The 24,773-nt window shown below is 70.4% G+C and carries 24 protein-coding genes; 18 read left to right on the top strand and 6 right to left on the bottom strand.

What is annotated here, in order from left to right; all coding sequences use genetic code 11:
* Positions 1–3: 3 nt before the first annotated feature.
* On the bottom strand, positions 4–1,173 hold the full coding sequence (locus tag ACVHNB_RS32480) for a DUF2330 domain-containing protein (RefSeq protein WP_428954950.1): 1,170 nt from the start codon (positions 1,171–1,173) through the stop codon (positions 4–6).
* Between the two features lie 166 nt (positions 1,174–1,339).
* Positions 1,340–2,725, bottom strand: coding sequence for an MFS transporter (locus ACVHNB_RS32475; protein WP_456226483.1), 1,386 nt, complete (start codon positions 2,723–2,725; stop codon positions 1,340–1,342).
* 392 nt (positions 2,726–3,117) lie between these two features.
* Here ACVHNB_RS32475 and ACVHNB_RS32470 point away from each other — a divergent pair, with 392 nt between their 5' ends.
* Positions 3,118–5,181 (top strand): bifunctional glycosyltransferase 87/phosphatase PAP2 family protein, encoded by a 2,064-nt coding sequence (locus ACVHNB_RS32470; protein WP_456226482.1) that lies wholly within the window; start codon positions 3,118–3,120, stop codon positions 5,179–5,181.
* A 54-nt stretch (positions 5,182–5,235) separates the two neighbouring features.
* Here ACVHNB_RS32470 and ACVHNB_RS32465 read toward each other — a convergent pair whose 3' ends face one another.
* On the bottom strand, positions 5,236–5,667 hold the full coding sequence (locus ACVHNB_RS32465) for an ATP-binding protein (protein ID WP_456226481.1): 432 nt from the start codon (positions 5,665–5,667) through the stop codon (positions 5,236–5,238).
* 86 nt (positions 5,668–5,753) lie between these two features.
* Between ACVHNB_RS32465 and ACVHNB_RS32460 the strand changes: the two genes are divergently transcribed.
* Together ACVHNB_RS32460 and ACVHNB_RS32455 are read left to right on the top strand one after the other, a co-directional pair.
* Positions 5,754–6,584 (top strand): helix-turn-helix domain-containing protein, encoded by an 831-nt coding sequence (locus ACVHNB_RS32460; protein ID WP_428954954.1) that lies wholly within the window; start codon positions 5,754–5,756, stop codon positions 6,582–6,584.
* Positions 6,562–6,816, top strand: coding sequence for a DUF397 domain-containing protein (locus ACVHNB_RS32455; protein ID WP_456226480.1), 255 nt, complete (start codon positions 6,562–6,564; stop codon positions 6,814–6,816). Before ACVHNB_RS32460 ends, ACVHNB_RS32455 begins: the two co-directional genes overlap by 23 nt.
* Here ACVHNB_RS32455 and ACVHNB_RS32450 read toward each other — a convergent pair.
* The 3 genes from ACVHNB_RS32450 to ACVHNB_RS32440 form a co-directional block, all read right to left on the bottom strand.
* A complete protein-coding gene (locus ACVHNB_RS32450; protein ID WP_428954956.1) occupies positions 6,801–8,015 on the bottom strand; it encodes a helix-turn-helix domain-containing protein in 1,215 nt (404 codons plus the stop codon). The two genes, ACVHNB_RS32455 and ACVHNB_RS32450, sit on opposite strands and share 16 nt — an antisense overlap.
* Before the next feature lie 200 nt (positions 8,016–8,215).
* Entirely contained in the window at positions 8,216–9,838 is a 1,623-nt protein-coding gene (locus ACVHNB_RS32445) for a DUF6801 domain-containing protein (RefSeq protein WP_456226479.1), read from the bottom strand.
* Positions 9,839–9,975: 137 nt separating this feature from the next.
* Positions 9,976–10,572: a hypothetical protein gene (locus ACVHNB_RS32440; protein WP_428954958.1), complete on the bottom strand. Its 597-nt coding sequence runs from the start codon at positions 10,570–10,572 to the stop codon at positions 9,976–9,978.
* 479 nt (positions 10,573–11,051) lie between these two features.
* On the opposite strand from ACVHNB_RS32440, the gene ACVHNB_RS32435 reads away from it, so the two are divergent.
* The 15 genes from ACVHNB_RS32435 (at position 11,052) to ACVHNB_RS32365 (ending at position 24,744) form a co-directional block, all read left to right on the top strand.
* A complete protein-coding gene (locus ACVHNB_RS32435) occupies positions 11,052–12,008 on the top strand; it encodes a hypothetical protein (RefSeq protein WP_428954959.1) in 957 nt (318 codons plus the stop codon).
* A gap of 66 nt (positions 12,009–12,074) precedes the next feature.
* Positions 12,075–12,323, top strand: a complete 249-nt coding sequence (locus ACVHNB_RS32430; protein ID WP_428954960.1) for a hypothetical protein — start codon at positions 12,075–12,077, stop codon at positions 12,321–12,323.
* A 429-nt stretch (positions 12,324–12,752) separates the two neighbouring features.
* Positions 12,753–13,760, top strand: a complete 1,008-nt coding sequence (locus ACVHNB_RS32425) for an ABC transporter ATP-binding protein (protein WP_456226478.1) — start codon at positions 12,753–12,755, stop codon at positions 13,758–13,760.
* 112 nt (positions 13,761–13,872) lie between these two features.
* A complete protein-coding gene (locus ACVHNB_RS32420; RefSeq protein ID WP_456226477.1) occupies positions 13,873–14,742 on the top strand; it encodes an MlaE family ABC transporter permease in 870 nt (289 codons plus the stop codon).
* A 7-nt stretch (positions 14,743–14,749) separates the two neighbouring features.
* A complete protein-coding gene (locus ACVHNB_RS32415) occupies positions 14,750–15,556 on the top strand; it encodes an MlaE family ABC transporter permease (RefSeq protein ID WP_428954963.1) in 807 nt (268 codons plus the stop codon).
* Position 15,557: 1 nt separating this feature from the next.
* On the top strand, positions 15,558–16,799 hold the full coding sequence (locus ACVHNB_RS32410; protein ID WP_456226476.1) for an MCE family protein: 1,242 nt from the start codon (positions 15,558–15,560) through the stop codon (positions 16,797–16,799).
* Complete coding sequence (locus ACVHNB_RS32405; RefSeq protein ID WP_428954965.1) at positions 16,796–17,857, top strand: MCE family protein; 1,062 nt, start codon at positions 16,796–16,798, stop codon at positions 17,855–17,857. The genes ACVHNB_RS32410 and ACVHNB_RS32405 overlap by 4 nt, the downstream gene beginning before the upstream one ends.
* Entirely contained in the window at positions 17,857–18,921 is a 1,065-nt protein-coding gene (locus tag ACVHNB_RS32400; protein WP_428954966.1) for an MCE family protein, read from the top strand. Before ACVHNB_RS32405 ends, ACVHNB_RS32400 begins: the two co-directional genes overlap by 1 nt.
* A gap of 2 nt (positions 18,922–18,923) precedes the next feature.
* Positions 18,924–19,925, top strand: coding sequence for an MCE family protein (locus ACVHNB_RS32395; RefSeq protein ID WP_428954967.1), 1,002 nt, complete (start codon positions 18,924–18,926; stop codon positions 19,923–19,925).
* Positions 19,925–21,070 carry an MCE family protein gene (locus ACVHNB_RS32390; RefSeq protein WP_428954968.1) on the top strand — a complete coding sequence of 382 codons (1,146 nt, stop codon included), beginning with the start codon at positions 19,925–19,927 and terminating at the stop codon, positions 21,068–21,070. Before ACVHNB_RS32395 ends, ACVHNB_RS32390 begins: the two co-directional genes overlap by 1 nt.
* On the top strand, positions 21,067–22,305 hold the full coding sequence (locus ACVHNB_RS32385) for an MCE family protein (RefSeq protein WP_456226475.1): 1,239 nt from the start codon (positions 21,067–21,069) through the stop codon (positions 22,303–22,305). The genes ACVHNB_RS32390 and ACVHNB_RS32385 overlap by 4 nt, the downstream gene beginning before the upstream one ends.
* A complete protein-coding gene (locus ACVHNB_RS32380) occupies positions 22,305–22,802 on the top strand; it encodes a hypothetical protein (RefSeq protein ID WP_428957673.1) in 498 nt (165 codons plus the stop codon). The genes ACVHNB_RS32385 and ACVHNB_RS32380 overlap by 1 nt, the downstream gene beginning before the upstream one ends.
* A complete protein-coding gene (locus ACVHNB_RS32375; protein WP_456226474.1) occupies positions 22,799–23,467 on the top strand; it encodes a hypothetical protein in 669 nt (222 codons plus the stop codon). Before ACVHNB_RS32380 ends, ACVHNB_RS32375 begins: the two co-directional genes overlap by 4 nt.
* Positions 23,468–23,499: 32 nt before the next feature.
* Positions 23,500–24,027, top strand: a complete 528-nt coding sequence (locus tag ACVHNB_RS32370; RefSeq protein WP_428954971.1) for a nuclear transport factor 2 family protein — start codon at positions 23,500–23,502, stop codon at positions 24,025–24,027.
* Between the two features lie 21 nt (positions 24,028–24,048).
* Positions 24,049–24,744: a hypothetical protein gene (locus ACVHNB_RS32365; RefSeq protein WP_428954972.1), complete on the top strand. Its 696-nt coding sequence runs from the start codon at positions 24,049–24,051 to the stop codon at positions 24,742–24,744.
* The last annotated feature ends 29 nt before the right edge of the window (positions 24,745–24,773 follow it).

Below are 24,773 nucleotides of genomic sequence, written 5' to 3'. Positions count from 1 at the left end.
CCGTCAGCCTAGGCGCGGCGGTACCTGCACGGGCGGAGGCGGAAGCACCGGACGGCGCCGCTGCGTACGCACGATCAGGAGCGCCGCGGCCACCGCGACGGCCGCGGCCCCGAGCAGCGTCACGACCCAGACCGGAATGCCCGGCCCCACCGTGGCCAGCTCATCGGTGTAACGCACCGTGCGGTACGGGGTGTCGCTCGGCGCGCGCCGCAGTTCGTGGTCGCCGTCGATCCGGGACGGTGCCGGGAAGTCCTGCTCCAGCGCCGTCAAGTACGGTGCGCCATCGGCCAGTTGGGCGAGCGGGCCGGGAGCGCTGGTGGTGACCTCGCCCGCGTACGTCACCTTCGGCCGCTCCCCGCCGATGGCCGAGCGGGTCTCCATGCGGTGCGCGGCGAGCACGTACAGGTTCACGTGCTGGGCGGTGCGGGCCAGCCGGGACAGCCGCATCGGGTAGACGAGGCGGTCGCTGGCGAAGGTGAGGTGCAGCGGGTCGAGCCGTCCGCGCAGGACGGACCGGGAGTCGCGGTCCTCGGGGGCGAGACGGACCGCGACGTACTCCCAGCCCTGGTCGACGTACGGGCGCAGGGCCGCATCGAGGCGGTCGGGCAGCCGGAAGCCGTGCTCCTTCAGCCAGTCGGCCAGGGCGTCGGGGTCGGTGGCGGTGAGGCGGGCCACGTCGAAGGGGCCGAGGTGCTCGCGGCCCACGACGTCCACACCGCCGGGTGCGCCCGCGCTCGGCGCCCGTGCGCCGTCCGCGCTGTCGCCGCCGTCGAACGGCCAGTCGCCGTCGCGCGGCCAGAAGTAGTGCCGGGTGCGCCACTCGGGCCCGGTCGCCCGGTCCAGCTCGGTGAACAGCTCCGGATCGCCGAGCCGTACCCCGGCGCGGTGCGGGACCGGCATCACCCAGGCGACGTCGCGCCCGTCGCCGCTCACCGACAGCCGCATCACGATCTGCTCGGTACGGCCGTCCCAGCGCACCGCCGACGTCTCGTCGTCGACCACGACCTGCTGCCCCTGGTGCGGAACCATCGCGCCGCAGCCGCACGCGTAGGCGGGGGCGGCGATCCAGGCGGCCTGGACCGCGAGCAGGGCCAGGACGATCAGAAGGACCCTGGCCCGGGTGGTGAGGGATGCCGCCGGCCCGCCCGCGGACGATCTCGCTGCTGTGGTCATGCGCGTAGCGACGGGGGCGGACGCGGGGCCGGTTCCCGGCGTTACCGGGCTGTTGCGGTCCGCGGGGACGCCGCCGGGCCACGCGAAAGCCGCGGTCGCGTCCGCTCAGTGCGTGAGCGGACGCGACCGCGGCTTTCGCGTGACCTGTCGCGCGGTTCCCCGCGTACTAGACGGCCGGCGGCGAACCCGGGAGCGGGCGGCCCGCCGACTCGCGCATGCGCCAGGCCGCGACGCCGCCGATCACGGCCGCCGCCATCATGTAGTACGCCGGGATCATCAGGTTGCCCGTGGCGGCGATGAGGGCCGCCGCGACGAGCGGGGTGGTGCCGCCGAACAGGGACACCGAGAGGTTGAAGCCGACCGACAGCGAGCCGTAGCGGACCTTCGTCGGGAACAGGGCCGGCAGCGTCGACGGCATCGACGACGTGAAGCCGACCAGGAGCAGGCCGAGGGCGGCGAGGCCCAGCGCGATCGCCCAGGTCGAGCCCGCGCGGATCAGCAGCACCGCCGGGACGGACAGGACGACGAAGCCGGCGCAGGCCGCGCCGATCACGGCGCGGTGGCCGTAGCGGTCGTTGGCCCGGCCCATCGGGATCTGCACGCACATCATCAGCACCATCACGCCGATGAGGATCAGCGTGCCGTGCGTGGCGTCGTAGCCGAGCTCCTCGCTCAGGAAGGTGGGCATGTAGGAGAGGAGCATGTAGTCGGTGACGTTGAAGACGAGGACGAGGGCGATGCAGATGGCCATCGCGTTGCCGTTGCCGACGAACATGTCCCGCAGCTTCGGCTTGGGCCGCGCCTTCTGCTTGCTCTCGGCCTCCTCCGTCAGCTTCTGGAACGCCGGGGTCTCCTCCAGCTTCATCCGCACGTACATGCCGACCAGGCCGATCGGACCGGCGATCAGGAACGGGACGCGCCAGCCCCAGCCGTACAGGTCGCCGGAGGAGAGCATCGTGGTCAGCGCCGTGGCCAGGCCCGCGCCCGCCACGTAGCCGATGAGCGTGCCGAACTCCAGGAACGAGCCGAAGAAGCCGCGCTTCTTGTCCGGGGCGTACTCGGCGATGAACGTGCACGCGCCGCCGTACTCACCACCGGTCGAGAAGCCCTGCAGCATGCGGGCCACGATCAGCAGGACCGGCGCCCACACGCCGATGGCGTTGTAGGACGGGATCAGGCCGATCGCGAACGTGCCCGCCGCCATCATGATCATGGTGATGGCGAGGACGCGCTGACGGCCGATGCGGTCGCCGAGCGGGCCGAAGAAGGCGCCGCCGATGGGGCGCACGAGGAAGGCGGCGGCGAACGTGCCGAGCGTGGACAGGACCTGCGCCGTGCTGGACGCCGTCGGGAAGAAGACGTGGCCGAGCGTCGCGGTCAGGTAGCCGTAGACGCCGAAGTCGAACCACTCCATCGCGTTGCCGAGTGCCGCCGCCTTGACCGCTCGCTTGACCAGCGATGGGTTCGTGACGGTGACGTCGGAGGTGGTGAGGTCCCGCACGGGGGCGGAGACCTTGCCGGGACTGACTGCGATGGACGTGGCACTGGCCAAGGGTCCGCTCGCCTGCCTTTCGTGGGGGACAAGGGCAAAGGCCGTCCACGCGGGACGGCCTTAAAGGGACCATAGGTGCGTCTGCGATCGTTACGGGTAGTGTTCGTCCCACTGCGCTCCGCTCGGAAACCGCCTCCGGCCTGGTAAAACGCCAGGTCTCACGCGGGCCGTACATGGGTCGTTCTGTGATCTTTGTCGCGGAACCGGGTCCGTGCAGTGCGCAACGAAGTGGCCCCGCGGCACCGTCTTCCGGACAAATCCGGGTGGACAGGCAGGTAAAGACGGGGTTGCCTGCGTCTCACACCCGGGGGCGGTGCGAATCTCGGGGTGCGGGCCGGGGCGGTACGGGGGCATCCCCGTGGGAGCCGACAGGGCGGGAGGACGGACAGCGCGTGGCGAATGCTGAGCACGGAGGACCGGTGACGGGAGCGGCGGCGGGTTCGGTGACCGGGCGGATGAGCGCCGTGCGCGTGGGCCTCTGGCTCATCGCCGCGGTGCTCGCGGTGCGTCAGCTCGTCGCCGTGCTGAGCACCCCGCGCGGTGAGCGCCTCACCGACCTGGAGACCTGGATCGGCCCGGAGGGCGTGCTCCATGTGAAGGGCTCCCTGTACGACGCACCCGACCGGTTCACCGGCACCCCCTTCTCCGGACTCGTCCTCAAACCGTTCTCCCGCGCCGCCGAGCAGGCCCTCGGCTGGGGCTGGACGTTCGGCTCGCTCGCCCTCGTCGTGGTGCTCGGACTGGTCGCCGCGCGCGCCCTGCCCCGGCCCGTCTCCCGCCGCACCTCGCTGTTCGCGGCGCCGGTCGCGATCAGTCTGCTCATGCTGTCGCTGCCCGTGCGCAATGCGTTCACGCTCGGCCAGACCAGCATCCTCCCGGTCCTCCTCGTCCTGCTCGGCTGCTTCGCCGTACGCGGGGAGAAGGCGTCCGGCGTGCTCATCGGTGTCGGCGCCGCCCTCCAGCCGACCGTGCTGCTGTTCGCGCCGCTGCTGTGGTTCACCGGCCGCAGACGCGCGGCCCTCTCCTGCGGCGTCACCTTCGCCGCCGCGACCGGCCTCGCCTGGGCCGCGATGCCGCACGACTCGTGGACGTACTGGGTGCACCACCTGGCGGGCGCGGGGCTGAGCACCGACCCGGCGGCCAACGCCAACCAGTCGCTGCACGGCATGCTGCTCCGCTTCGGTCTCGAAGGGCCGCTGGAGATCTCCCTGTTCGTGCTGCTGTCCGTCGCCGTCGCGGCGCTCGGTCTGCGCCGTGCGGTCCGGTACGCCCGCGACGGACAGCTTCTGCTCGCCGTCGCGATCACCGGCTGCGTGGCGGTCGCCGTCTCCCCGACGACCTGGCAGCACCAGCTGCTGTGGGTGCTGCTCGCGGTCGTCGGGCAGGTCGGCAAGCGGGCCTCGGACCGTTACATGTGGCCGGTGCTCGTCGTCCTCGCGCTGACGCTGCCGTCGAAGATGATGCTGCCGAACATGACGTTCCTGGAGCCGATCAGGGACAACGTCGTGCTGATCGCCGCGCTCGCCGCCGCGTGCGCCGTCCCCTTCCTCTCCCGCACCTCGCCGCTGTACCGCAATCCGCTCCCGACGGACCACGCGACGCCGGTGCCCGCCCGCTGGTCGTGGGTGCCGCTCGTCCCGGTCTGGCGCCGGGTCCTCACCCGGCCCAACCTGGTCCTGGAACTGCTCCTCATCCGCGTCGGCTACTCCGCCTACCAGCAGGTCCGCCTCGCCGCGACGGGCGGCACCATCTCCGGCGGCCGGGCCACGGCGGAGGCCCACGGCCGGCAGATCCACTCGATCGAGCAGTTCCTGCACATCGACGTCGAGCACTGGGTCAACCACGCCGTCGTCCAGCACGCCACCTGGCTCAAGGACTTCTTCAACTTCTACTACACGTCGTTCCACTTCGTGGTCCCGCTGAGCGTTCTCGCCGTCCTCTACGTGCGCCGCCCCGCCGACTACCGCTGGGCCCGCTCGGCCCTCGGCTTCGCCACCTTGCTCGCCCTCATCGGCTTCTGGGCGTACCCGCTCGCGCCGCCGCGCCTGATGCCGGGCCTCGGCTTCATCGACACCGTCCACGGCGCCCAGGACTTCTCGAAGCCGAACTACGGCACGCTGACCCAGCTCACCAACCAGTACGCGGCGATGCCGTCGCTGCACTTCGGCTGGTCGCTGTGGTGCGGCGTCGTGATCGTGGTCCTGTCCCGCCGCTGGTGGATGAAGGCGTTCGGTCTCGTCCACCCGCTGTGCACGGTCTCCGCGATCGTCGCGACCGGCAACCACTGGATCCTCGACGCGGTGGGCGGGGCGACGGTGGTCGGCCTCGGGTTCTTCCTGACGTACGCGCTTCAGGGGCCACGGGCGCGGACCGTGACCGGCGAGGCGGCCAAGGGCGACGTCCCCGCCGAGGTGGCCGGCGGGGCTGTTGCACAGCGGGGCGCGGGGTCAGGCTGAGGGGGACTCGGGCTCGCCCGGTTCCGCCGGTCGTGCGTGCGCACCACCGTCGCTTCAAGGGCGCGGGGAACTGGTGAGCGCGCACTCGAACCACACTGTCTTGCCGTGTGGCGGCGTCAGGGGTTCGACTCCCCACTTCGCCGCCACCGCCGCGACGATGGCGATTCCCCGGCCGTGTTCGGCGAACGGGTCACGCAACTCGGGCGCCGTTTGCGGAAGTTGCGGCCCGTCGTCGGTCACCTCCGCGCGGACGTGACCGGCCTCCACGTCGTGCAGCAGCCGCACCTCGGCGCGGGCGCCGGGCACGTGCCGTACGACGTTGGACAGCAGTTCCGTGACGCCCAGGGCCAGGTCGTCGGCCACCTCCGGCGGCGTCGACCAGTCGGCGCACAGGCGGTGGACGATGCGGCGCACATGGCGGGCCGAGTGGGTGCCGACGGTGAGCCGCAGTGTGTAGACGTGCGGCTGCTCGGTTTGCTTGTTCACGGTACGAGCGTGGCGAAGCGTGACTACGCTGAGCAATCGACTGGATGCAACAGGCCCGAGTGTGGGCCGAGTTGAGGGGGCTGTGCATGGTCCATATCAACGTCCTCGACCCGGGCGCCTCGCCGCTCGACTACTACGGCTTCGAGCTGCGCCGTCACCGGGAGGCCGCGGGGCTGACCCAGAAGCAGCTCGGGCAGATCGTCAATTACACCGGCTCCCTGGTGGGACAGATCGAGACCGCCCGGAAGCTGCCGACGCCCGAGTTCAGCGAGCGGTGCGATGCCGCGCTGGGGACCGACGGGTTGTTGTCGCGGCTGGTGGGGCTTGTGCTGCGTTCCCAACTGCCCTTGTGGTTCCAGCAGGTTGCGGAGTTGGAGGCGCGGGCCGAGGAGATCTGTTCGTTCCACCCCGGCATGGTTCACGGCCTGTTGCAGTCCAGGGCGTACGCACGGGCAGTGCTCGGCACGCTGGACCGCACGAAGCTGGACGACCGCACCGAGGTCAGGCTGGCCCGCCAGAGGATCCTGGAGAAGGAGGAGCCCCCGCAGACGTGGTTCATCCTCGGTGAGGCGGCGCTACGTCAGGAGATCGGTGGGCGGGATGTCATGCGTGGCCAACTCGCGCACTTGTTGGCTTACGAGGACGAGCCGACGGTGAACATTCAGGTTCTGCCTTTTGGCGTCGGGGCGCACGCCGGGCTACAGGGTCCGTACGATCTCTTCCGCTTCCCGAGCGACCCGGCCATCGTCTACACCGAGGGCTATGGGCAAGGACATCCGACCGCCAACCCGACCACCGTCAAGGACTGTTCGCTCCGTTACGATCACTTGCAGGCGGCCGCCCTGTCCATCGCGGACTCGGCTCAGCTGATCCGGCGCGTGATGGAGGAAGACTATGGCGAGCATCCAGTGGCGTAAGTCGAGCTATAGCGGCGACCAGGGCGGATCGTGCGTCGAGTGCGCGCCGCTCGGAGCCCTCGCCTGGGCCAAGTCCTCGTACAGCAGTGATCAGGGCGGCGAGTGCGTCGAGGTCGCTGGCACCCCCTGCGCCGCCGTCGCCGTCCGCGACTCGAAGGACCCGGCGGGCCCGCACGTCACGTTCTCGCCGGAGGCGTTCGGCGCGTTCGTGGCGGGCTACTCCGCGTCGTAGGCGTTCTTGTCCCGCAGGTGCAGGGCGCGCAGCGCGGCCTCCAGGGCGAAGCGGTGCGTCGGGGCTTCGAGGCGGTCGCCGAAGTGGGCGTCGAGCTTGCGGAGCCGGTAGCGGACGGTCTGGGCGTGGACGCCGAGCGCGTCGCCGACCTGCTCGGCGGTGCCCCGCGTGGTCAGCCAGGCGTGCAGGGTCTCCACGAGACGGGCGCGGCGGGTACCGGAGGAGTTGTCGAGCGGGGCCAGTTCGCGGGTGGCGATCTCCGTGACCAGCGCCGGGTCGGCCAGCAGCCACAGTGTCACCAAGTGGTCGGCGCAGTCGATGACTTGCTCATCGGCAACGATGTCATCATCGACGAGCTGAAGCACCTGCCGCGCCCAGCGCAGCGAGTCGGCGGCCTGCTCGGTCGGCAGGGTCAGCCCGATCGTGTACGAGCTTCCGGGGGCGGCCGCCTCCAGCATCGCGCGGCGCTCTCGCGTAAGCGGGCCGGGGATCAGCAAGTGCGGCTGCGGGGCGCCGAGATCGGCGAGGATGTCGACGGCCAGACCTGGCTGGATGTGTTCGGCCGGCGTCCGCATCGCGATCATGGTCACTTCGGCGGGGAGCTGCCACCCGGTCTGCTCGCACAGGTTGTGGATGGTGGTGTGCCCCAACGGTGTTCCGGCGAGCAGCAGATGCAGTAACCGTCTTCGCACGATCTCGTCGGCCGCGCCCGCTCTCGACTGCACCTCCATGTACCCCTCGTGGGAGAGCGCTTCGAGTTCGCCGATGTAGGCGAAGACGGCCTCCGCGAAGGTGAGCAGGAGGGTGGGGGAGAGGTCGAAGCGGCGACCCAGGTCCTTGGCGCGGCGCAGGGCGACCCGCGCGCCGAGCCGGTAGGCGCCCTGGAGGGTGGCCAGGTCCCGGCCCTCGTACGCCTCGACCCGGCCGAACTTGCGGAGCAGTTCGTCGCGGGTCGCCGTGGAGGCGTTCGGATCGGCGACCCGGTCCACGAAGGCCATGAGGCTCTGCTCGACACCCTGCCGGATCGCCGCGCCGCTCGGCCCGCTCAGCAGCGCCGCGTACTCGGGGAACGCGCGCGTCACCTCGACCCCGATCTCCTTGATGAGACCCGGGAGTTCGGGCCGCATGATGCGCGCGAACTCCCGGGGCAGGGGCCCCAGGGGGTCGTCGACATCCTTCGTGTGCGCGGGCAGGGGCATGGCCACTTTCCTCGCTTGTCCGAGCGCCGGGTGGGGGGCCGGGCGGGATGACGCACGGGTGCGCAGCTGTCCCACCCGCCAGGTGCGTACCAACTGGGTCAATGAAAATTAGAACAACTACTGTGTGTTGTACATCTGTTGCGCAGAGATTGATCGTGGTGTGGGGGATGTGGCTGAGAAGTGATGAGTCGGTGAGGTGGTCACGGAGTCTTCGCTCCGGGCAGCGGGGGGATCACCGGGGGGCACTGGTTGGGCTCCGGCAGGTCGGGAAGGCAGGTCGGGGCCTGGTTCATGATGATGCTGTTGCCGGGGCCGCTGAGTGAGGCCGTGAGCAGGGGGTCGAGATCCTCGCCCTTCGCTCCGCAGCCGGAGAACGACGGAATGTCCACCTTGCCCTTGAGGATGCCGCCGGTCAGGACGTTGGTGTAGGCGTCGGTGGGCGAGGTGAAGTCACCGCGCAGCGTGACCCGGTACTTCTTCGACGTGCGGCAGGAGGAGCCGACGTCCATGGGCGTGCCGTTGACCTTCACGTCGTGGACGCGCAGTGACTGGAAGAACGTCGCGACGGCGAAGTTCTCGAGGTCGGGGAGTATGCCCCTGGAACCGGTGGAGATGGTGATCGGGCCGTTGTCGAACGAGACCTTGGCGGTGACGGGGACGAAGCCGAAGTTGAGGATCGTCGAGTCGGCGTCCGGCAGGGTGAGTTCGCCCAGGGAGTCGGAGCGGAAGTAGAAGGGTACGGGAGGCGATGCGTACTGGGTCTGCGCGTTGGCCCGGATGTTCATCAGGCCCGGTCCCTTGGCCGGGTCATTGATGATCACGGTGCCGTTCGGCTTCCGTATGGTGGTCATGCCGACCGCGTAGGCGCATGCCCGGATTCCGTCGAGAGGGAATATCGGTGTCAGGGTTGTCCCGGGCAGGGGGTCCGGTATCTGACTGAGGTCCATGTCCCCCGACGGCATTTCCGCCGCGCAGGTGGATGCGCCGACCGGGCCGTCGGCACCGTCCTTCGGCTCGACGGCTATCCCGTCCCGAGCGGAGTCCGACGGACCGTCGGAGGCGTCCGGTGAGGACGCTCCCGGTTCCTCGCCGTCCGGCACGCCGATGTGGGCGAGCCGTCGTCCGGCCGAATCCGTGCTCGCGGGGGTGCAGGTGAGGGTGAAGGGGGCGGCGGCGATCCCCTTGTCCGCGTCAGTGGGTAACGGGCTTATTTTCAGGCCGAGTTCACCCGCGTAGAGATCGACGTCCCCCGGTTCGCTCACCGTGATCGTGGGAGCGCCGCCTCTGTGGCCCAGGCGCAGCGTGCCGTCGGACGGCGGGGTCGAGGCGCTTGCCGTCAGCGATGACCAGGAGGCGTCCGCCGACGACTTGCCCTGCTGCACCTGGACGCCGAGCGTCGCGTCACTGGTGACGCCGCTGACGTCGTCCGGCAGCAGGGGGGCGAGCTGGGCGTACGGCAGGGCGGCTTCCACGGCCACGGTGCCGGGGTCGATCGGGGTGCCGGGCGCGGCGGATCGCGGGAGCCCGCTGGAGATCCGTACCGACGCGCGCACGGTGGTGGGCGAGCCGGGTGTGCTCGGGGTGGCCGACGTGTCGGCATCCCCTTGCTTGTCCGTCGCTCCGTCCGTCTGCTGGTCCGCCGCCGGAGGCGGTACCGCGCAGTCGTATGCGATCTCCACCGAGCCCTGTCCCTCGTCCGCGTGCGAGCCGGGACCCGACAGCAGGCCGGCGGCGAGCGCGACCGAGGCGATCGGCACCACGCGCGCCATGCGCACCGTCCGTGTGCCGCCCGACCGTCCGCTCCGCCATCTTGCCGCTGTCATCCGCTGACCTCCGTGGGTACGGGCACTGCTCGATCGGTACGGGCACTGCTGCGAACGGCCGCGCCGTGCCCCGGACGCGGTCGGCCCGCCGCCGGTGCGCGACCGGCGGCGGGCTGGATCAAGAAGGGGTCAGAGCATCACGGGGACTTGATGACCGGGGAGGTGTTCAGGACGTAGTTGCCGAGGAAGTTCGCCTTGTCGCCGGCCTTGATCAGACCGAGGCAGCTGGCACCGGTCTGGGCGGCGAGCGTACCGCCACCCGTGACGTACAGGGTGTGCGTGCTGTTCTTGTAGTAGCCGTTGACGCTGCCCGCGAACTTCGCGTTACAGCCGACACCGGTGATGGTGGCGCTGATGCCGGTGATGGTGCCGTTGGCCTGGTCGGTCCCGGTCATGCTGGACACGTTGATGTTCCACGGCAGCGCACTGGCCGTCACGGTGAAGGGGATGCCCGCCACGGTGCAGCTGGAGAAGCCGATGGTGCCGATGGTGCCGATGGGGGTGCCGGAGAGGCCCGTGCCGTTCGGGACGCTGCCCGTGGCCGTCGACGACGCGCACTGGAGCAGGGCGGAGGGCACGGACAGGGTCGGGTTGGTGGCCGTGGCCGTGTAGGCGCCGCCGCCGGTCACGGTGAACGTGGCCAGCGCGGTGGCCGAGGCCGAGGAGACGGAGAGCCCGAGAGCCGCGCCGAGGGACGCTGCGGCGATCGCGGTGTTTCTGGTGAATCTGCGCACGGTGGATCCTTCCAGAGGGTTGAGTGCGAGCGGTACGGAATCCCGTCCGGCGGTCCACCGGTCGGGGGAGAACTGCGGTGCACACTCCACGCGGACGTCCTGGCCAAGATTGCGGGGATGGCTTGTCCGTCGCCTGCCGATGGACGTTACGAGCAAGTAACCTCGCCCCGCAATGGGGAATGCCCGGATTCCCTCCGACAGATTTATTCACGTCCGTTTCTTGTCCGGGGGCGCTCAGTTGAGCTTCGGAGGTTTGTCGGTGGGTGAGTACTTTTCCGGCGGGGCCGCGAAATGCTCAGTAAGTGCGCACCACTGTGCGCGATTTACTCACTCCGCGATAAACGCGCCGGTAGTAAAAAATCTGTCAGCAAGTCCATTGCCGTCTTGGTTTCCTCGTGAGTAACGTCCCGGTTCCGGCCTCTCTCTGCTCGCGGCCTTTCGCCCCGCCGGCACCCCTCGCCTCCGAAGGGAAACACCTCATGTCCGTAGTCAGACGTGTGTCCGCCGCCCGCACCGCACGCGTGGCCGCGGTGGCCGCCGCCACCACGATCGCGACCCTGGCGGCGGTGGCCCCGGCCTCGGCCGCCGGCCAGCTGAACGGCAACTGGGCGCCGTTCAACCGCTGCCCGGTCGACAACGCCGCCATGCTGGGCGCCGACGGCATCGACAACCAGGCGACCTGCGTCTCCTCCAGCTCGGCCAGCGGCGTCATCAAGATCGGCAGCTCGGTCGTCCCGACCGGCAAGACCGACCTCCAGGTGGGCATCGTCACCCACTCCGACGGCACCAACTCGGTGGTCGCGCCGTCGGACGGCGCGCTCATCGCCGACCCCGCCGACCTGCCCGGCGGCCTGCTCGGACTGATGTGCCCCAGCTCCGTACCCGTCGTCAGCGCCGTCTGCGGACAGATCACCAACAGCACGCTCAACCGGGTCGTCGCGACGGTCGAGTCCGTGGGCACCCCCTCCGACTTCCAGCTGCTCGCGGGTGTCTCCGAGGGCGTGCCGATCATCTCGATCCCGGTCCGCATCCACCTCAGCAACCCGCTCATCGGCGGCAACTGCTACATCGGCACCAAGTCCGCGCCGGTCGTCCTGCGCCCGGGGAACGCGGCGGCGCCGAGCATCGCCGCGGACAACGCCACGTCCAACGGCACGCCCAATCCGGAGGGACCGTTCGGCCGGCTCGCGCTGACCGGCTCGACCCAGCAGGACCTCACCTTCGCGGCCCCCGGCGCCAGCGGCTGCGGCCCCCTCGGGCTCGGCGCCTTCAACTGGGCCGTCAACCTCAAGTCCGGCCTCCCGGCCGCCTCGGGCGTCAACAGCGTCAAGCTCAACAACACCTCGACCTACCTGGGCACCCTGAACGACCCGGGCGCCACCGCCCCGAACCAGGGCAAGACCTTCTCCCAGTACTGGCACTCGGCGGTCAAGTGATGCGGCCGCTGCTGCGCAGGGCGGTGACGGCTGGGTTCGCGCTCGTCGCCGCGCTGCGCAATCGACGTGTCCATCAGCGGGATCACGCTCAACTGGTCCGCGACCGGCTGTGCCGTGAAGTGGACCGGAACCCTTTACGGGCAGTACGACAACGCCACCGGCAAGCTGACAACCGGACTCAACGGAGTGCCCGCCGGCCAAGTCGTGGCCGGCGCCAGTGCCTCATGCCTAGGGCTCGTCAAGCCCGGCGATGCGCTGACGGTCAAGTCCACCTACACCCTCAGCCCGAAGCAGGTAATCACCCCACCCGCCTGACCGCCTTATAGCCCGGTGATAAAAAACCGGACGGCCTTGACTGTGTAGCGCAAAATTGCCGAACCGCTATTGCTAGCCGAGGTTACTCGGCCGTAACGTCGGGAAAAGTTCCTCCTCTCCTGGTCGGCGCCCCCCGTTGGCCAGGAGGTGCAAGAGATACCGGCCGGAACCCTCCTTCCTGACCGGCATCTCCGTGGCGGGGCCCCATCTTTCACCGCACCCCCGGTGAGGTGCGGCCCCGCCACGAACTACGGGGCAACTCCCAGGACTCAGTGTTTTCACTCATCTTCCGACAGGAGAGAACCCGGCTCTTGTCACCGGATGACAAGTTTTCAGGAAGATTCGGGGCGACCGCTCCGAGATCTTGTCCGGCACGTATGAAGCGAATTACCGTGCGCTGCCGAGTTCGCTCGCTGAAGGTGAGAAGCGATGGGAATCGAAGTGAAGGTCGAGGGGCTCACCAAGTCCTTCGGCAAGCAGCAGATCTGGCAGGACGTCAGTCTCACCCTGCCCGCCGGCGAGGTGAGCGTCATGCTCGGCCCCTCCGGCACGGGCAAGACCGTCTTCCTGAAGTCGCTGATCGGTCTGCTCAAGCCCGAGCGGGGACGCGTCCTCGTCGACGGCGTCGACATGGCGCGCAGCCCCGAGCGGGACATCATGGAGGCCCGGAAGCTGTTCGGCCTGATGTTCCAGGACGGCGCCCTGTTCGGCTCCATGAACCTCTTCGACAACATCGCCTTCCCGCTGCGCGAGCACACGAAGAAGAAGGAATCCGAGATCCGCCGCATCGTCATGGAGCGGATCGACGTCGTCGGACTCCTGGGCGCCGAGGGGAAGTTGCCCGGTGAGATCAGCGGCGGCATGAGGAAGCGGGCCGGGCTCGCGCGGGCCCTCGTCCTCGACCCGCAGATCATCCTCTGCGACGAACCCGACTCGGGGCTTGACCCCGTCCGTACCGCCTTCATCTCGCAGCTGCTGATCGATCTGAACACGCAGATCGACGCGACGATGCTCATCGTCACCCACAACCTCGACATCGCGGCGACCGTGCCCGACAACATGGGGATGCTGTTCCGCCGGAACCTTGTGACCTTCGGGCCGCGCGAAGTCCTGTTGACCAGCCGGGAGCCGGTCGTCGCGCAGTTCCTCACCGCCAGCAAGGCGGGGCCGATCGGCATGTCGGAGGAGAAGGACGCGGCCACGCTGGCCGCTGAGGCCTCCGGCGGTGGAGCGGTTCCGGTGCCGAGGGAGTTGGTGCCGCAGCTTCAGCCCTCTCCGGGCTTGGGGGAGCGCGCCGCTGTTGCTCGGCGCCGAGCGCGGGTGCTCGGGATGCTGGACACCTTGCCGACGTCGGCGGCTGCTGCGATTCGGGCGACATACGGTGCCGATGCGCTGGAGCCGACTGCCGTGTTGCCCCGGGCTGGGGGTGCGCTGTGAGATCGGCTTCTCGTCTGCCCTCGTCTCTGGTACGCCGGGTGCGACCTTCGTCGTGGTCGCTCGCGCAGTTCCCCGCGCCCCTGGCGGGGCGCATACCTGGCGGGGTTGTCCAATGAGCCTTGATCAGCGGCCCACTTCGCCGACCCCGCCCCCGCCGCCGAGCGAACCGCCCGCCCCGCCCGCCGCACGGCGCCGCGCGGCAACCCGCGCGCCGAACCCGCTCCTCGCCCCCCTCCGCCAGACCGGCAAACTGTTCGCACTCGGTGCCGAGGTGAGCCGCGCCGTGTTCCGGCGGCCCTTCCAGTTCCGGGAGTTCGTCGAACAGTTCTGGTTCATCGCGAGCGTCACCATCCTGCCGGCGGCCCTCGTGTCGATCCCGTTCGGCGCCGTCATCGCGCTCCAAGTGGGCAGCCTGACACAGCAGTTGGGGGCGCAGTCCTTCACCGGCGGCGCCAGCGTGCTCGCCGTCATCCAGCAGGCCAGCCCGCTCATCGTCGCCCTGCTCATCGCGGGCGCCGGCGGCTCCGCCATCTGCGCCGACCTCGGGTCACGGAAGATCCGGGAAGAGCTCGACGCGATGACCGTCATGGGCGTCTCGCCCGTGCAGCGGCTCGTCGTGCCGCGCGTGCTCGCCACCATGTTCGTCGCGCTGCTGCTCAACGGCATGGTGTCCGTCGTCGGCACCCTCGGCGGCTACTTCTTCAACGTCGTCCTGCAACACGGCACCCCGGGCGCCTACTTGCAGAGCTTCTCCGCGCTCGCCCAGCTCCCCGACCTCTACATCAGCGAGCTGAAAGCCCTCATCTTCGGGTTCATCGCCGGGATCGTCGCCGCCTACCGCGGGCTCAACCCGCGCGGCGGACCGAAGGGCGTCGGCGACGCCGTCAACCAGTCCGTCGTCATCACGTTCATCCTGCTCTTCTTCGTGAACATGGTGATGACCGGCATCTACCTCCAGATCGTTCCGCCGAAGGGAGGCTGAACCCGTCATGACCTCCCCCCTCGTCTGGCTCGACCGCGGTGGCGACCAACTCCTCTTCTACGTGCGTGCGTTGGTGTGGATACCGCGGACCCTCGTCCGGTACACGAAGGAAGTGCAGCGGCTGCTCGCCGAGGTCGCCTTCGGCTCCGGCGGCCTCGGCGTCATCGGCGGCACCATCGGCGTGATGATCGCCATGACCGCCGCCACCGGCACCGTCGTCGGCCTCCAGGGGTACGCCGCCCTCGACCAGATCGGCACCGCCGCCTTCACAGGATTCGTGTCCGCGTACTTCAACACCCGCGAGATCGCCCCGCTCGTCGCCGGCCTCGCGCTCTCGGCCACGGTCGGCGCCGGGTTCACCGCGCAGCTCGGCGCCATGCGCATCAACGAAGAGGTCGACGCGCTCGAAGGCATGGGCGTGCGGTCGATGCCGTACCTCGTCACCACCCGCATCATCGCCGGCGTCGTCGCCATCATCCCGCTCTACGCGATCGGCCTGCTCTCCTCGTACCTCGCCTCGCGCCTGGTCACCGTCGTCTTCAACGGGCAGTCGCAAGGCACGTACGACCACTACTTCAACCTCTTCCTGTCACCGACCGACGTACTGCTGTCGGTGCTCAAAGTGCTGATCTTCAGCGTCATGGTCATCGTCGCCCACTGTTACTACGGGTTCCGGGCGAGCGGCGGTCCGGCCGGTGTGGGCGTCGCGGTGGGGCGGTCCGTGCGCAACGCCATCGTGCTCATCTCCGTCACCGACTTCTTCCTGTCGCTGGCCCTGTGGGGCGCCACGACGACCGTGAAGGTGGCGGGCTGACATGGAGACCCTGCGCCGCCGGCTCGCCGGCCTCGTGTTCCTCGTCGTGCCCGCACTGCTCATCTGGCTCGCCGTCGCCGTCTACAACAAGGACTTCGTCGCCTCCGACGACGTCGTCGTCGAGACCGGCAGCGTCGGCAACGAGATGCACCTCGGCGCCGAGGTGAAGCTGCGGGGCGTCGTACTGGGCGAAGTACGGAAGATCGACGCCACCCCCACCGGCGCCCGGCTCACCCTCGCCCTCGAACCCGGCGCCCTCGACGACATCCCCGACGACGTGCGCGCCCAGATGCTGCCCACGACCCTCTTCGGCGAGCGGTACGTCGCCCTCGTCCCGCCCGGCGACCCCAGCACGCGGATGCTGACCGCCGGGGCCGTCATCCCGCAGGACCGGTCCGCCAACGCCATCGAACTGCAGCAGGTCCTCGACGACGTCCTGCCCATGCTCACCGCCGTACAGCCGCAGAAACTGTCGTCCACGCTGTCCGCCGTGTCGCAGGCACTCGAAGGGCGCGGCAGCCGTATCGGCGACACCCTCACCCAACTCGAAGCCCACTTGCGGAAGTTCAACCCGAACCTGCCGACCCTCAACGAGGACCTGAAGCAGCTCGTCAAGGTCTCGCACGTCTACGCCGACGCCGCGCCCGGCATCATCGACGCGCTCACCGACTTCACCACCACCAGCGGCACCCTCGCCGAGAAGGAGAGCGACCTCGCCGGCGCCTACGGCAACACCACCCGCGCCGCCGAGGACCTCGACGCCTTCCTGCGCGCCAACCAGGACAACATCATCCGGCTGTCCGCCACGTCCCGGCCCACCCTCGAACTGCTCGCCGAGTACGCGCCGTCCTTCCCGTGCACCCTGCGCACCCTCGCCGACTTCGTACCGCGCATGGACAAGGTGCTGGGCAAGGGCACCGACCAGCCCGGACTGCACGTCGACCTCACCACCGCCCCGTCCAGGGGCAGTTACGAGCCCGGACGTGACGCCCCCGCGTACACCTCGGGCGGCGGACCGCACTGCTACCCGGTGCCGTACCTCGGGGCGTCGACCGCCCGGGCGCCCGTCACCGCGACCGCCTCCGCCGAACAGGACCTCGGGCCCGCCAACTCGCCGCAGGAGAACGACCTGGTGAACGAGCTCATCGCGCCCGCCGCCAAGACCTCGCCCGACGACCTGCCCGACTGGTCGAGCCTGCTCGCCGGGCCCGTGTACCGGGGGACGGAGGTGAAGCTCAAGTGACCACGGAAGAAACCGAGTTCGCCCACCTGAAACGGCGCTCCCTCGCCGGACCGCTGACCAAGTCGCTGATCTTCGTCCTCGTCACCGCCCTCGCCACCACCGTGCTCGGCCTGAGCATCGCCAACTCCGGCGTCGGCACGGACACGACCACGTACAAGGCCCTGTTCACCGATGTCACCGGGCTCATCGACGGCGACGGCGTACGGATCTCCGGCGTCAAGGTCGGCGAGGTCACCGACGTGCGCGTGGTCGACCGGCGCACCGCCCAGGTCACCTTCACCGTCGCCCGCGACCGGCGCCTGCCGGGCACCACCACGGCCGCCGTGAAGTACCTCAACATGGTCGGCCAGCGGTACGTCGCCCTCGACCGCGGCACCGGGGACGGCACGGGGGAGCTCGACCCCGGCGCCACCATCCCGCTCGCCCGGACCACACCCGCCCTCGACCTGACGCTCCTCTTCAACGGGTTCAAGCCGCTGTTCGAGGGACTGTCACCGCACGACGTCAACGACCTCGCCGGGTCCATCGTGAAGGTCCTCCAGGGCGAGGGCGGCACCGTCGACAGCCTCATCGAGCACGTCGGCTCGCTGTCCACGACCGTCGCCGCCAAGGACCAGGTGATCGGCGAGGTCGTCGGCAATCTCACCGACGTCCTGACCACCATCAACGACCGCGAGGACCAGTTCGACGACCTCGTCACCACCCTCAAGGAACTCGTCTCCGGCTTCAACGGCGACCGCAAACCGCTCGGCGACGCCGTCCAGGCGATGGGCGACCTGACCACGGTCACCGCCGGATTCCTCCAGGACGCGCGCAGGCCCCTGAAGGACGACATCCACCACCTGGGACGGCTCTCCACCTCACTCGGGGACGGCATCCCGCAGATCGAGAACTTCCTCGACAAGACCCCCGCCAAGCTGACCGCCCTGTCCCGCCTGTCCTCGTACGGCTCCTGGTTCAACCTCTACCTCTGCGAGGCGAAGGTCGGCGGGGTCACCATGTCCGACGGGTCGAAGCCGCCGACCGGCATCTCCGTCACCGAAGCGAGGTGCCAGTGATGCGGACCCCGGCCCTGAGACGGCCCCGGCTGAGGCCCGTCAAGGAGCGCAACCCCGTCGCCGTCGCCCTCGTCGGCCTCGTGGTGATCGCCCTGCTCGCGCTCGCCGCGTTCAACGCGAACAGCCTGCCCGTCGTCGGCGGCGGCACCGGATACACCGCCGACTTCACCGAGGCCGCCGGGCTCGGTGACGGCGACGAGGTGCGCGTCGCCGGCGTGAAGGTCGGCGAGGTCACCGGCGTCGCCCTCGACGGGAACAAGGTCAAGGTCTCCTTCGAGATCAAGGACAAGAGCACCTGGATCGGCGACCGGACGACCGCCGCCATCGCCATCAAGACACTGCTCGGCGAGAAGTACGTCGCCCTCGACCCGGTCGGCGGCGCCCGCCAGGACCCGGGCACCCGCATCCCGCTGTCCCGCACCACCTCCCCGTACGACGTCACACAGGCCTTCGAGGACCTCAGCGGCACCATCGACGACATCGACACCCAACAGCTCGCCGCCAGCTTCGAGACGATCTCCGAGACCTTCAAGGACTCGCCGCCCGACGTGAAGGCGGCCGTGAAGGGCCTGTCCGCGCTGTCGAGGACCGTGTCCTCGCGCGACACGGAACTCGCCCAGCTCCTGGCCGGCAGCAAGAAGCTCACGAAGACCCTGCAGACGAAGAAGTCGAGCTTCGAGACGCTCATCGACGACGGCGGGTCGCTGCTCGGAGAACTGAAGAAGCGGCGCACCGCCATCAAGGCGCTGCTCAGCGGCAGCGAGGCGCTCGGCCGGGAGCTCGGCGGCCTCGTCGACGACAACGAGAAGCAGCTCGGGCCGACCCTCAAGGCCCTGGGCCGGGTCACGGACGTCCTGGAGAAGAACCAGGGCAAGCTCGACAAGACCCTCGCGCTCGTCGGCCCCTACTACCGGCTCATCGGCAACACCCTCGGCAACGGCCGCTGGTTCGACAGCTACCTCTGCGGCGTCGTGCCCCGGAACTACCTGCCCGAGCAGTCGCTGCCCAAGACCTCCTGCATGCCGCCGAAGAACGGCACGTACGACGTGAAGGCCGGTGGTTGACCATGACGACGCGTCGCAAGCTGCTCGGGGGCGGGCTCGCGCTCGCCTTGCTGATCGCCGCCGGAATCGTCGGCGTCCGCGCCACCGGCCCGGACGGCACCCGCATCACCGCCTACTTCGACCGGGCCGTCGGCATCTACGCCGGATCCGACCTGCGCATCCTCGGGGTACGGGTCGGCAAGGTCGGATCCGTCGAGCCCGAGGGCACCCGGGTGCGGGTGACGCTCGACCTCGACGACGGGGTGAAGGTGCCGGCCGGCGCGCGGGCCGTCGCCGTCGCGCCCAGCGTCGTCGCCGACCGGTACGTCCAGCTCACGCCCGCCTACACCACCGGGCCCGCACTCCGCGACGGGGCGACCCTGCCCGCGACCCGCAACCGCACCCCCGTCGAGATCGACCAGCTCTACGACAGCGTCACCGAGCTGAGCAAGGCCCTCGGGCCCGGTGGCGCCAACGCCGAGGGCGCGCTGTCCGGACTGCTCGACACCGGCGCGAAGAACCTCAAGGGCAACGGGACCGCGATGGGCGACAGCATCGAGCAGTTCGGCAAGGCCGCGAAGACCCTCAACGGCAGCAGCGACGACCTGTTCACCACCCTCGCCCAGCTCCAGTCCTTCACCACGATGCTGAAGAAGAAGGACGGCGGCGTGCGCACCGCGCAGGAGAACCTCGACGACGTCACGGGCTACTTCGCCGACAACAAGGACGACCTGGCCGGCGCGCTCAAGGAACTCGGCAAGGCACTCGGCCAGGTCAAGACCTTCATCAACGACAACCGCGGCGAGCTGAAGAAGAACGTCGATCGGCTCGTCCCCCTCACCCAGACCCTCGTCGACCAACGTGCCTCCCTCGCCGAGGCGTTGGACGTCGCACCGCTGGCCGCCGGGAACGTCGTGAGCGCGTACGACCCGAAGAACCGCACCCTGGACGGCCGGGCCAACCTGAACGAGCTGAGCTCGGGCGGGCCGCTGCTGCCGCTGCCCGCGACAGGGGGCGACCAGTGATGACGCGCTCCGGAGCCCGCAAGGGCGCGGCACTCGCCGCCGCACTCGCCGTCACGACCGCCTTCCTCCTGACCCTGGGCGTCATCACGGTGCCGACGCCGTCGTTCGGCGGCATGGAGGACCTGCCGCTCCCCGGCGGCGCCGACCTCGGCCCGCACCCGTACACGATCACCGCCGACATGAAGGACGTCCTGAGCCTCGTCCCGCAGTCCGCGGTGAAGGTGAACGACGTCGCGGTGGGCCGCGTCACCGACATCTCCCTGGTCGGGGGCGGCAGGTGGGCCGCCCGCGTGACGATGCGGCTCAACGGCGACGTGCACCTGCCGGCCGGCACCGGCGCCCGCCTGGAACAGTCCAGCCTGCTCGGCGAGAAGTACGTCCAGCTCGTCGCGCCGAAGGACGGCACCGGATCGCTCGGCGCCGGCGATCGCATCCCGCTGTCCCGCACCGGCCGCAACACCGAGGTCGAAGAGGTCTTCGGCGCCCTGTCCCTGCTGCTCAACGGCGGCGGTGTCAACCAGCTCAAGACCATCACCACCGAACTCAACTCGGCCCTCGGCGGCCGCGAGAGCGAGGTCCGCTCCACGCTGCGCCGCGTCAACACCCTCGTCACCGACCTCGACGACCACCGCGGCGACATCACCGCGGCCCTCGACGGAGTCAACCGCCTGTCGGCCACGCTCGCGCACCGCAAGGAGGACGTCGGGACCGTGCTGACCGATCTCTCGCCCGGCCTCAAGACCCTGGAGAAACAACGGGGTTCGCTGATGACGATGCTGCGCTCCCTCGACCGGCTCCAAGGCGTCGCCGTCGACACCATCGACCGGGGCAGGGCCGACATGGTCGCCGACCTCAAGGCGATCGCGCCCACCCTCAAGGCGCTCGCCGACTCCGGCAAGGACCTGCCCGACTCGCTCCAGGTGCTGCTCACCTACCCGTTCACCGACGAGGTGCTGCGCGGCGTCAAGGGCGACTACCTCAACACGTACCTCGACATCACGGCCGTGCCCGGTACGCAGCTGATCCCGCCGCTGACCGAGGCGTCCCCGACGCCGACCCCCACGGCGACCGCCCAGAAGTCCGCCCGGAAGCCCGCGCGGCAGACGTCGCCGCTGCCCCTGCCGTCGAGCGGAGGCGCCCGGTGATCACCCTCGCCGTCCGGCTCAAGAACCTCGCGTTCCTCGTCATCGCCGTCCTCGTACTGGCCTTCCTCGGTATCCGCTACGCCGACCTCGGCCGGTACGTGGGCGCCGCCGACTACTACACCGTCAAGGTCGAACTGCCGCGCACCGGCGGCCTGTTCACGCACTCCGACGTCACCTACCGCGGCGTCTCGGTGGGCCGCGTCGGGGACATCGGGCTCACCGCGGACGGCGTCGAGGCCGACCTGCGCATCAAGAAGTCCGCGCCGCGCATCCCCGACGACGCCAAGGCCGTCGTGGCGAGCCTGTCGGCGGTCGGCGAGCAGTACATCGACCTGCGGCCCGACCGCACCGGCGGGCCCTACCTCGCCGACGGCGCGCGCATCGACCCGTCGGCGACCACGGTGCCCCGCCCGGTCACCGACGTCCTCGCGAGCGTCGACGACCTGACGACATCGGTGCCCCTGGACTCCCTGCGCACGGTGGTCGACGAGTTCGGCAAGGCCTTCGAAGGGCGCGGCCAGGACCTCCAGGTCCTCCTGGACAACGGCTCCGACTTCGTCCGGGCCGCCGACCGCGCCCTGCCGCAGACCACGAAGCTCATCGACGACGGCCGGATCGTGCTGCGCACCCAGGCCGAGGAGGGCCAGGCGATCAAGGACTTCGCGTCCGGCGCCAAGGACCTCGCGGCGACGCTGAAGAACTCCGACACGGACCTGCGCCGGCTGGTCATGGCCGCACCCGGGGCCGCCACCCAGCTCAGCGGCGTGCTCCGGGACGTGAACCCCGAGCTCGGCGTCGTCCTCGCCAACCTCCTCACCACCTCCGAGGTCGCGGTCACCCGGCAGCGCGGCACCGAGGAACTCCTCGTCAAGCTCCCCGAGGCCGTCGCGGCCGGGGCCACGGCCGTCGACGGAAAGAAGGTCAACCTCGGCATGGCGGTCACTTTCTTCAAACCCCTGCCCTGTACGGCCGGTTACTCCGGCACGCGCTACCGCCTCGGTACGGACCTGAGCCCGGCGCCCGCCCTCAACACCGGCGCCCGCTGCACCGCGGCGCCGTCGAGCGGGGTCGGGGTACGCGGCTCGGCGAACGCGCCGAAGGGCGGCGCGGTGCCCGAACCGGCCCGGCCGGGCGCGCTGTCCCTGCCGTCGGTCCCGGAGTCGGGCGCGGCCTCCGCGTCGGACGGCATGGCGGACCTGCTCGGCCTGAACTCCCGCACGGGGAGCGGTTCATGATGCGCCGGGCCCTCGCGGGGGTGGGGCTCGCCGCGGCGCTCGCACTGTGCGGGACGGGTGCCTGGTCGTACGCGCAGGCGCGGGGTGACGACGACCTCGCGTACGGCCGGGCACGGGACGCGGCGCTGACCGACGGGCGGGCCGCCGTCGCGACGCTGTCCACGCTCGACGCGTCGACGGCGGCGCGCGCCCGGGCCGGCGTCACCACGTGGAAGGCCGTCACGTCCGGACCGCTCCGCACCCAGCTGGGCCGGCTGTCCCCGGCCTCCGGGGCGTCCTCGCGCGGCGTCGTCACGGACGCCGCGGTCACCGCGCTCGACGACCGGGCCGGCACGGCGAAGCTCATCGCGACCGTCCGCGTGGAGACGACCCCGAAGGGCACGAAGTCGGCGTCGACGGACCGCAAACGCCTGGAGGCGGTCCTGACCCGGGCGTCCGACGGCACGTGGAAGGTGAAGGCGCTCGACGCGGTACCGGTGACGGAGGTGTCCGGATGACGCGGGGGGAGGGCGGCGGGGCGGCGGGGCGAGTGCTGACGGACGACGCCCGGGCGGACGGGGACGAGGTCCCCGCGGCCGCCGAGGAACAAGCGACCACGACCCGCCCGGAGGGTGATGAGCGCAGACGTTGGTGGCGCGGCCGCCGGGCGACCCGTCCCGGACGCCCCCGGTGGCCGTTCCTCGGGGTCGTCATCGGCTCGGTCCTGCTGGCCCTCACCGGAGGCGTACTCCTGTACCAGGCGCACGAGTTGCGCACGGCGCCCGCCGCGGACAACCGTGCCCTGACCGACGTCGAGGCGACGACCCGGGTCGACGGCGACGTGAGCAGCGCCCTCGCCAAGGTCTTCTCCTACACACCCGGCGGCACCGACGCCACCGAGCGGTCCGCCCGCACCGTGCTGTCCGGGCGGGCCGCGCGGCAGTACACCCAGCTCTTCGCCCAGGTCAGGGAGAACGTCCGCAGCCAGCGCGTCACCCTCACCACCCAGACCGTGCGGGTCGGCACCGTCAGCCTGCGCGGCGACACCGCGCACCTGCTCGTCTTCCTCGACCAGACCGCGCGGCGCGGCTCGAAGAAACCCACGACATCCGCCGCCCAGCTGTCCGTCACCGCCCGACTCCACGACGACGTCTGGCAGATCGTCGACATCAAGGCCCGGTGAGCCCGATGACCTCCCTGACGAAAGGGGCGCGCATGTCCCGGATCACCCAGCCGCTGCTCGTCGCGGCGCTCGCCCTCACCCTGCTCGCCGGCGGCATCGCCGCGTGGGCCGGCTGGTCCTGGTACGGGGCGGCCCACGACGACACCACCGGGTACGCCACCGCCCGCGACGACGCCCTGGAAGCCGGGGAACAGGCCGTGCAGAACCTCAACACCCTCGACCACCGCGAGCTGGAGCCCGGCCTCGACCTCTGGGAGTCCTCCACGACCGGCGAACTGCACAGCCAACTCGTCAAAGGACGCGCGGAGTTCACCAAGCAGGTGCAGGGCGCCAAGACCGTCAGCACCGCCAAGGTGCTGTCCGGCGCGGTGACCGAACTCGACGAACGCGCGGGCCGCGCCCGCGTCATGGTCGCCCTGCGCGTCACCGTGCGGGCCTCGGGCCAGAAGGCCACCGACAAGGACAGCCGCATGCTCGGCGAGCTCACCCGTACCGACGGCCACTGGAAGCTCAGCGCCCTCGGCCAGGCCCCGGTCGGCGACACCGCGACCACCGACTGAGCGACGGAAGAGGAACCCAGGATGCCGTCCACGACCCGCCACAGCCTCAACCGTCAACGCCGATTGGCCACACTGCCGCAGCAGAGCCCCGGCCTCGGGCGCTCTGCCGCCAAGGACAGCAGGGTGGGCACGGCGGCCCCCGAGCGCCGACCGAGCGTCCCGACGGACCGTGACGACAGCCCGGAGCGGACGAGGCCCCCCGGCCGCCGTCTCCTCGCCGCCCTCTGCCTCCTCACCCTCCTCCTCGGCGCCTTCGCCGGATGGGCGTACGCCGAGACCCGCGGCCTGGAGGACGACGCGGCCGCCCGCAACACCGCCCTCACCGACCCGGCCCGTACCAGCGAGGTCAAGGGCCAGGCGGGCAAGGCCGTGAACGCGCTGTTCTCGTACGACTACGCCGACCCGCAGGCCCAGGAGAAGGCCGCCGCCACCTACCTCACCGGGAAGGCGGTCGCCCAGCACCGCACCCTCCTCGCGCCCGTCCTCGCCCAGGCGAAGAAGCAGAAGACCGTGGTGACGACCACCGTCACCGACAGCGCCGTCGAGCGCATCGACGGCGACCGCGCCCGCGTCCTCGTCTTCGCCGACCAGAGCAGCACCAGCACCGCCGCGAAGGCCGAGGACGCCGCGAACTACGCGGGCGCGATGCTCGCCGTCGACCTCGTCCACCGGGACGGCCGCTGGCTGGTCTCGGCCATCGACACCTTCGGCGGCTGAGCCGTGCCGCACCGGAGAACCGAACCGGA

Source organism: Streptomyces sp. YJ-C3, assembly GCF_053891275.1.
This window is presented reverse-complemented; position numbering and strand designations above follow the sequence as displayed.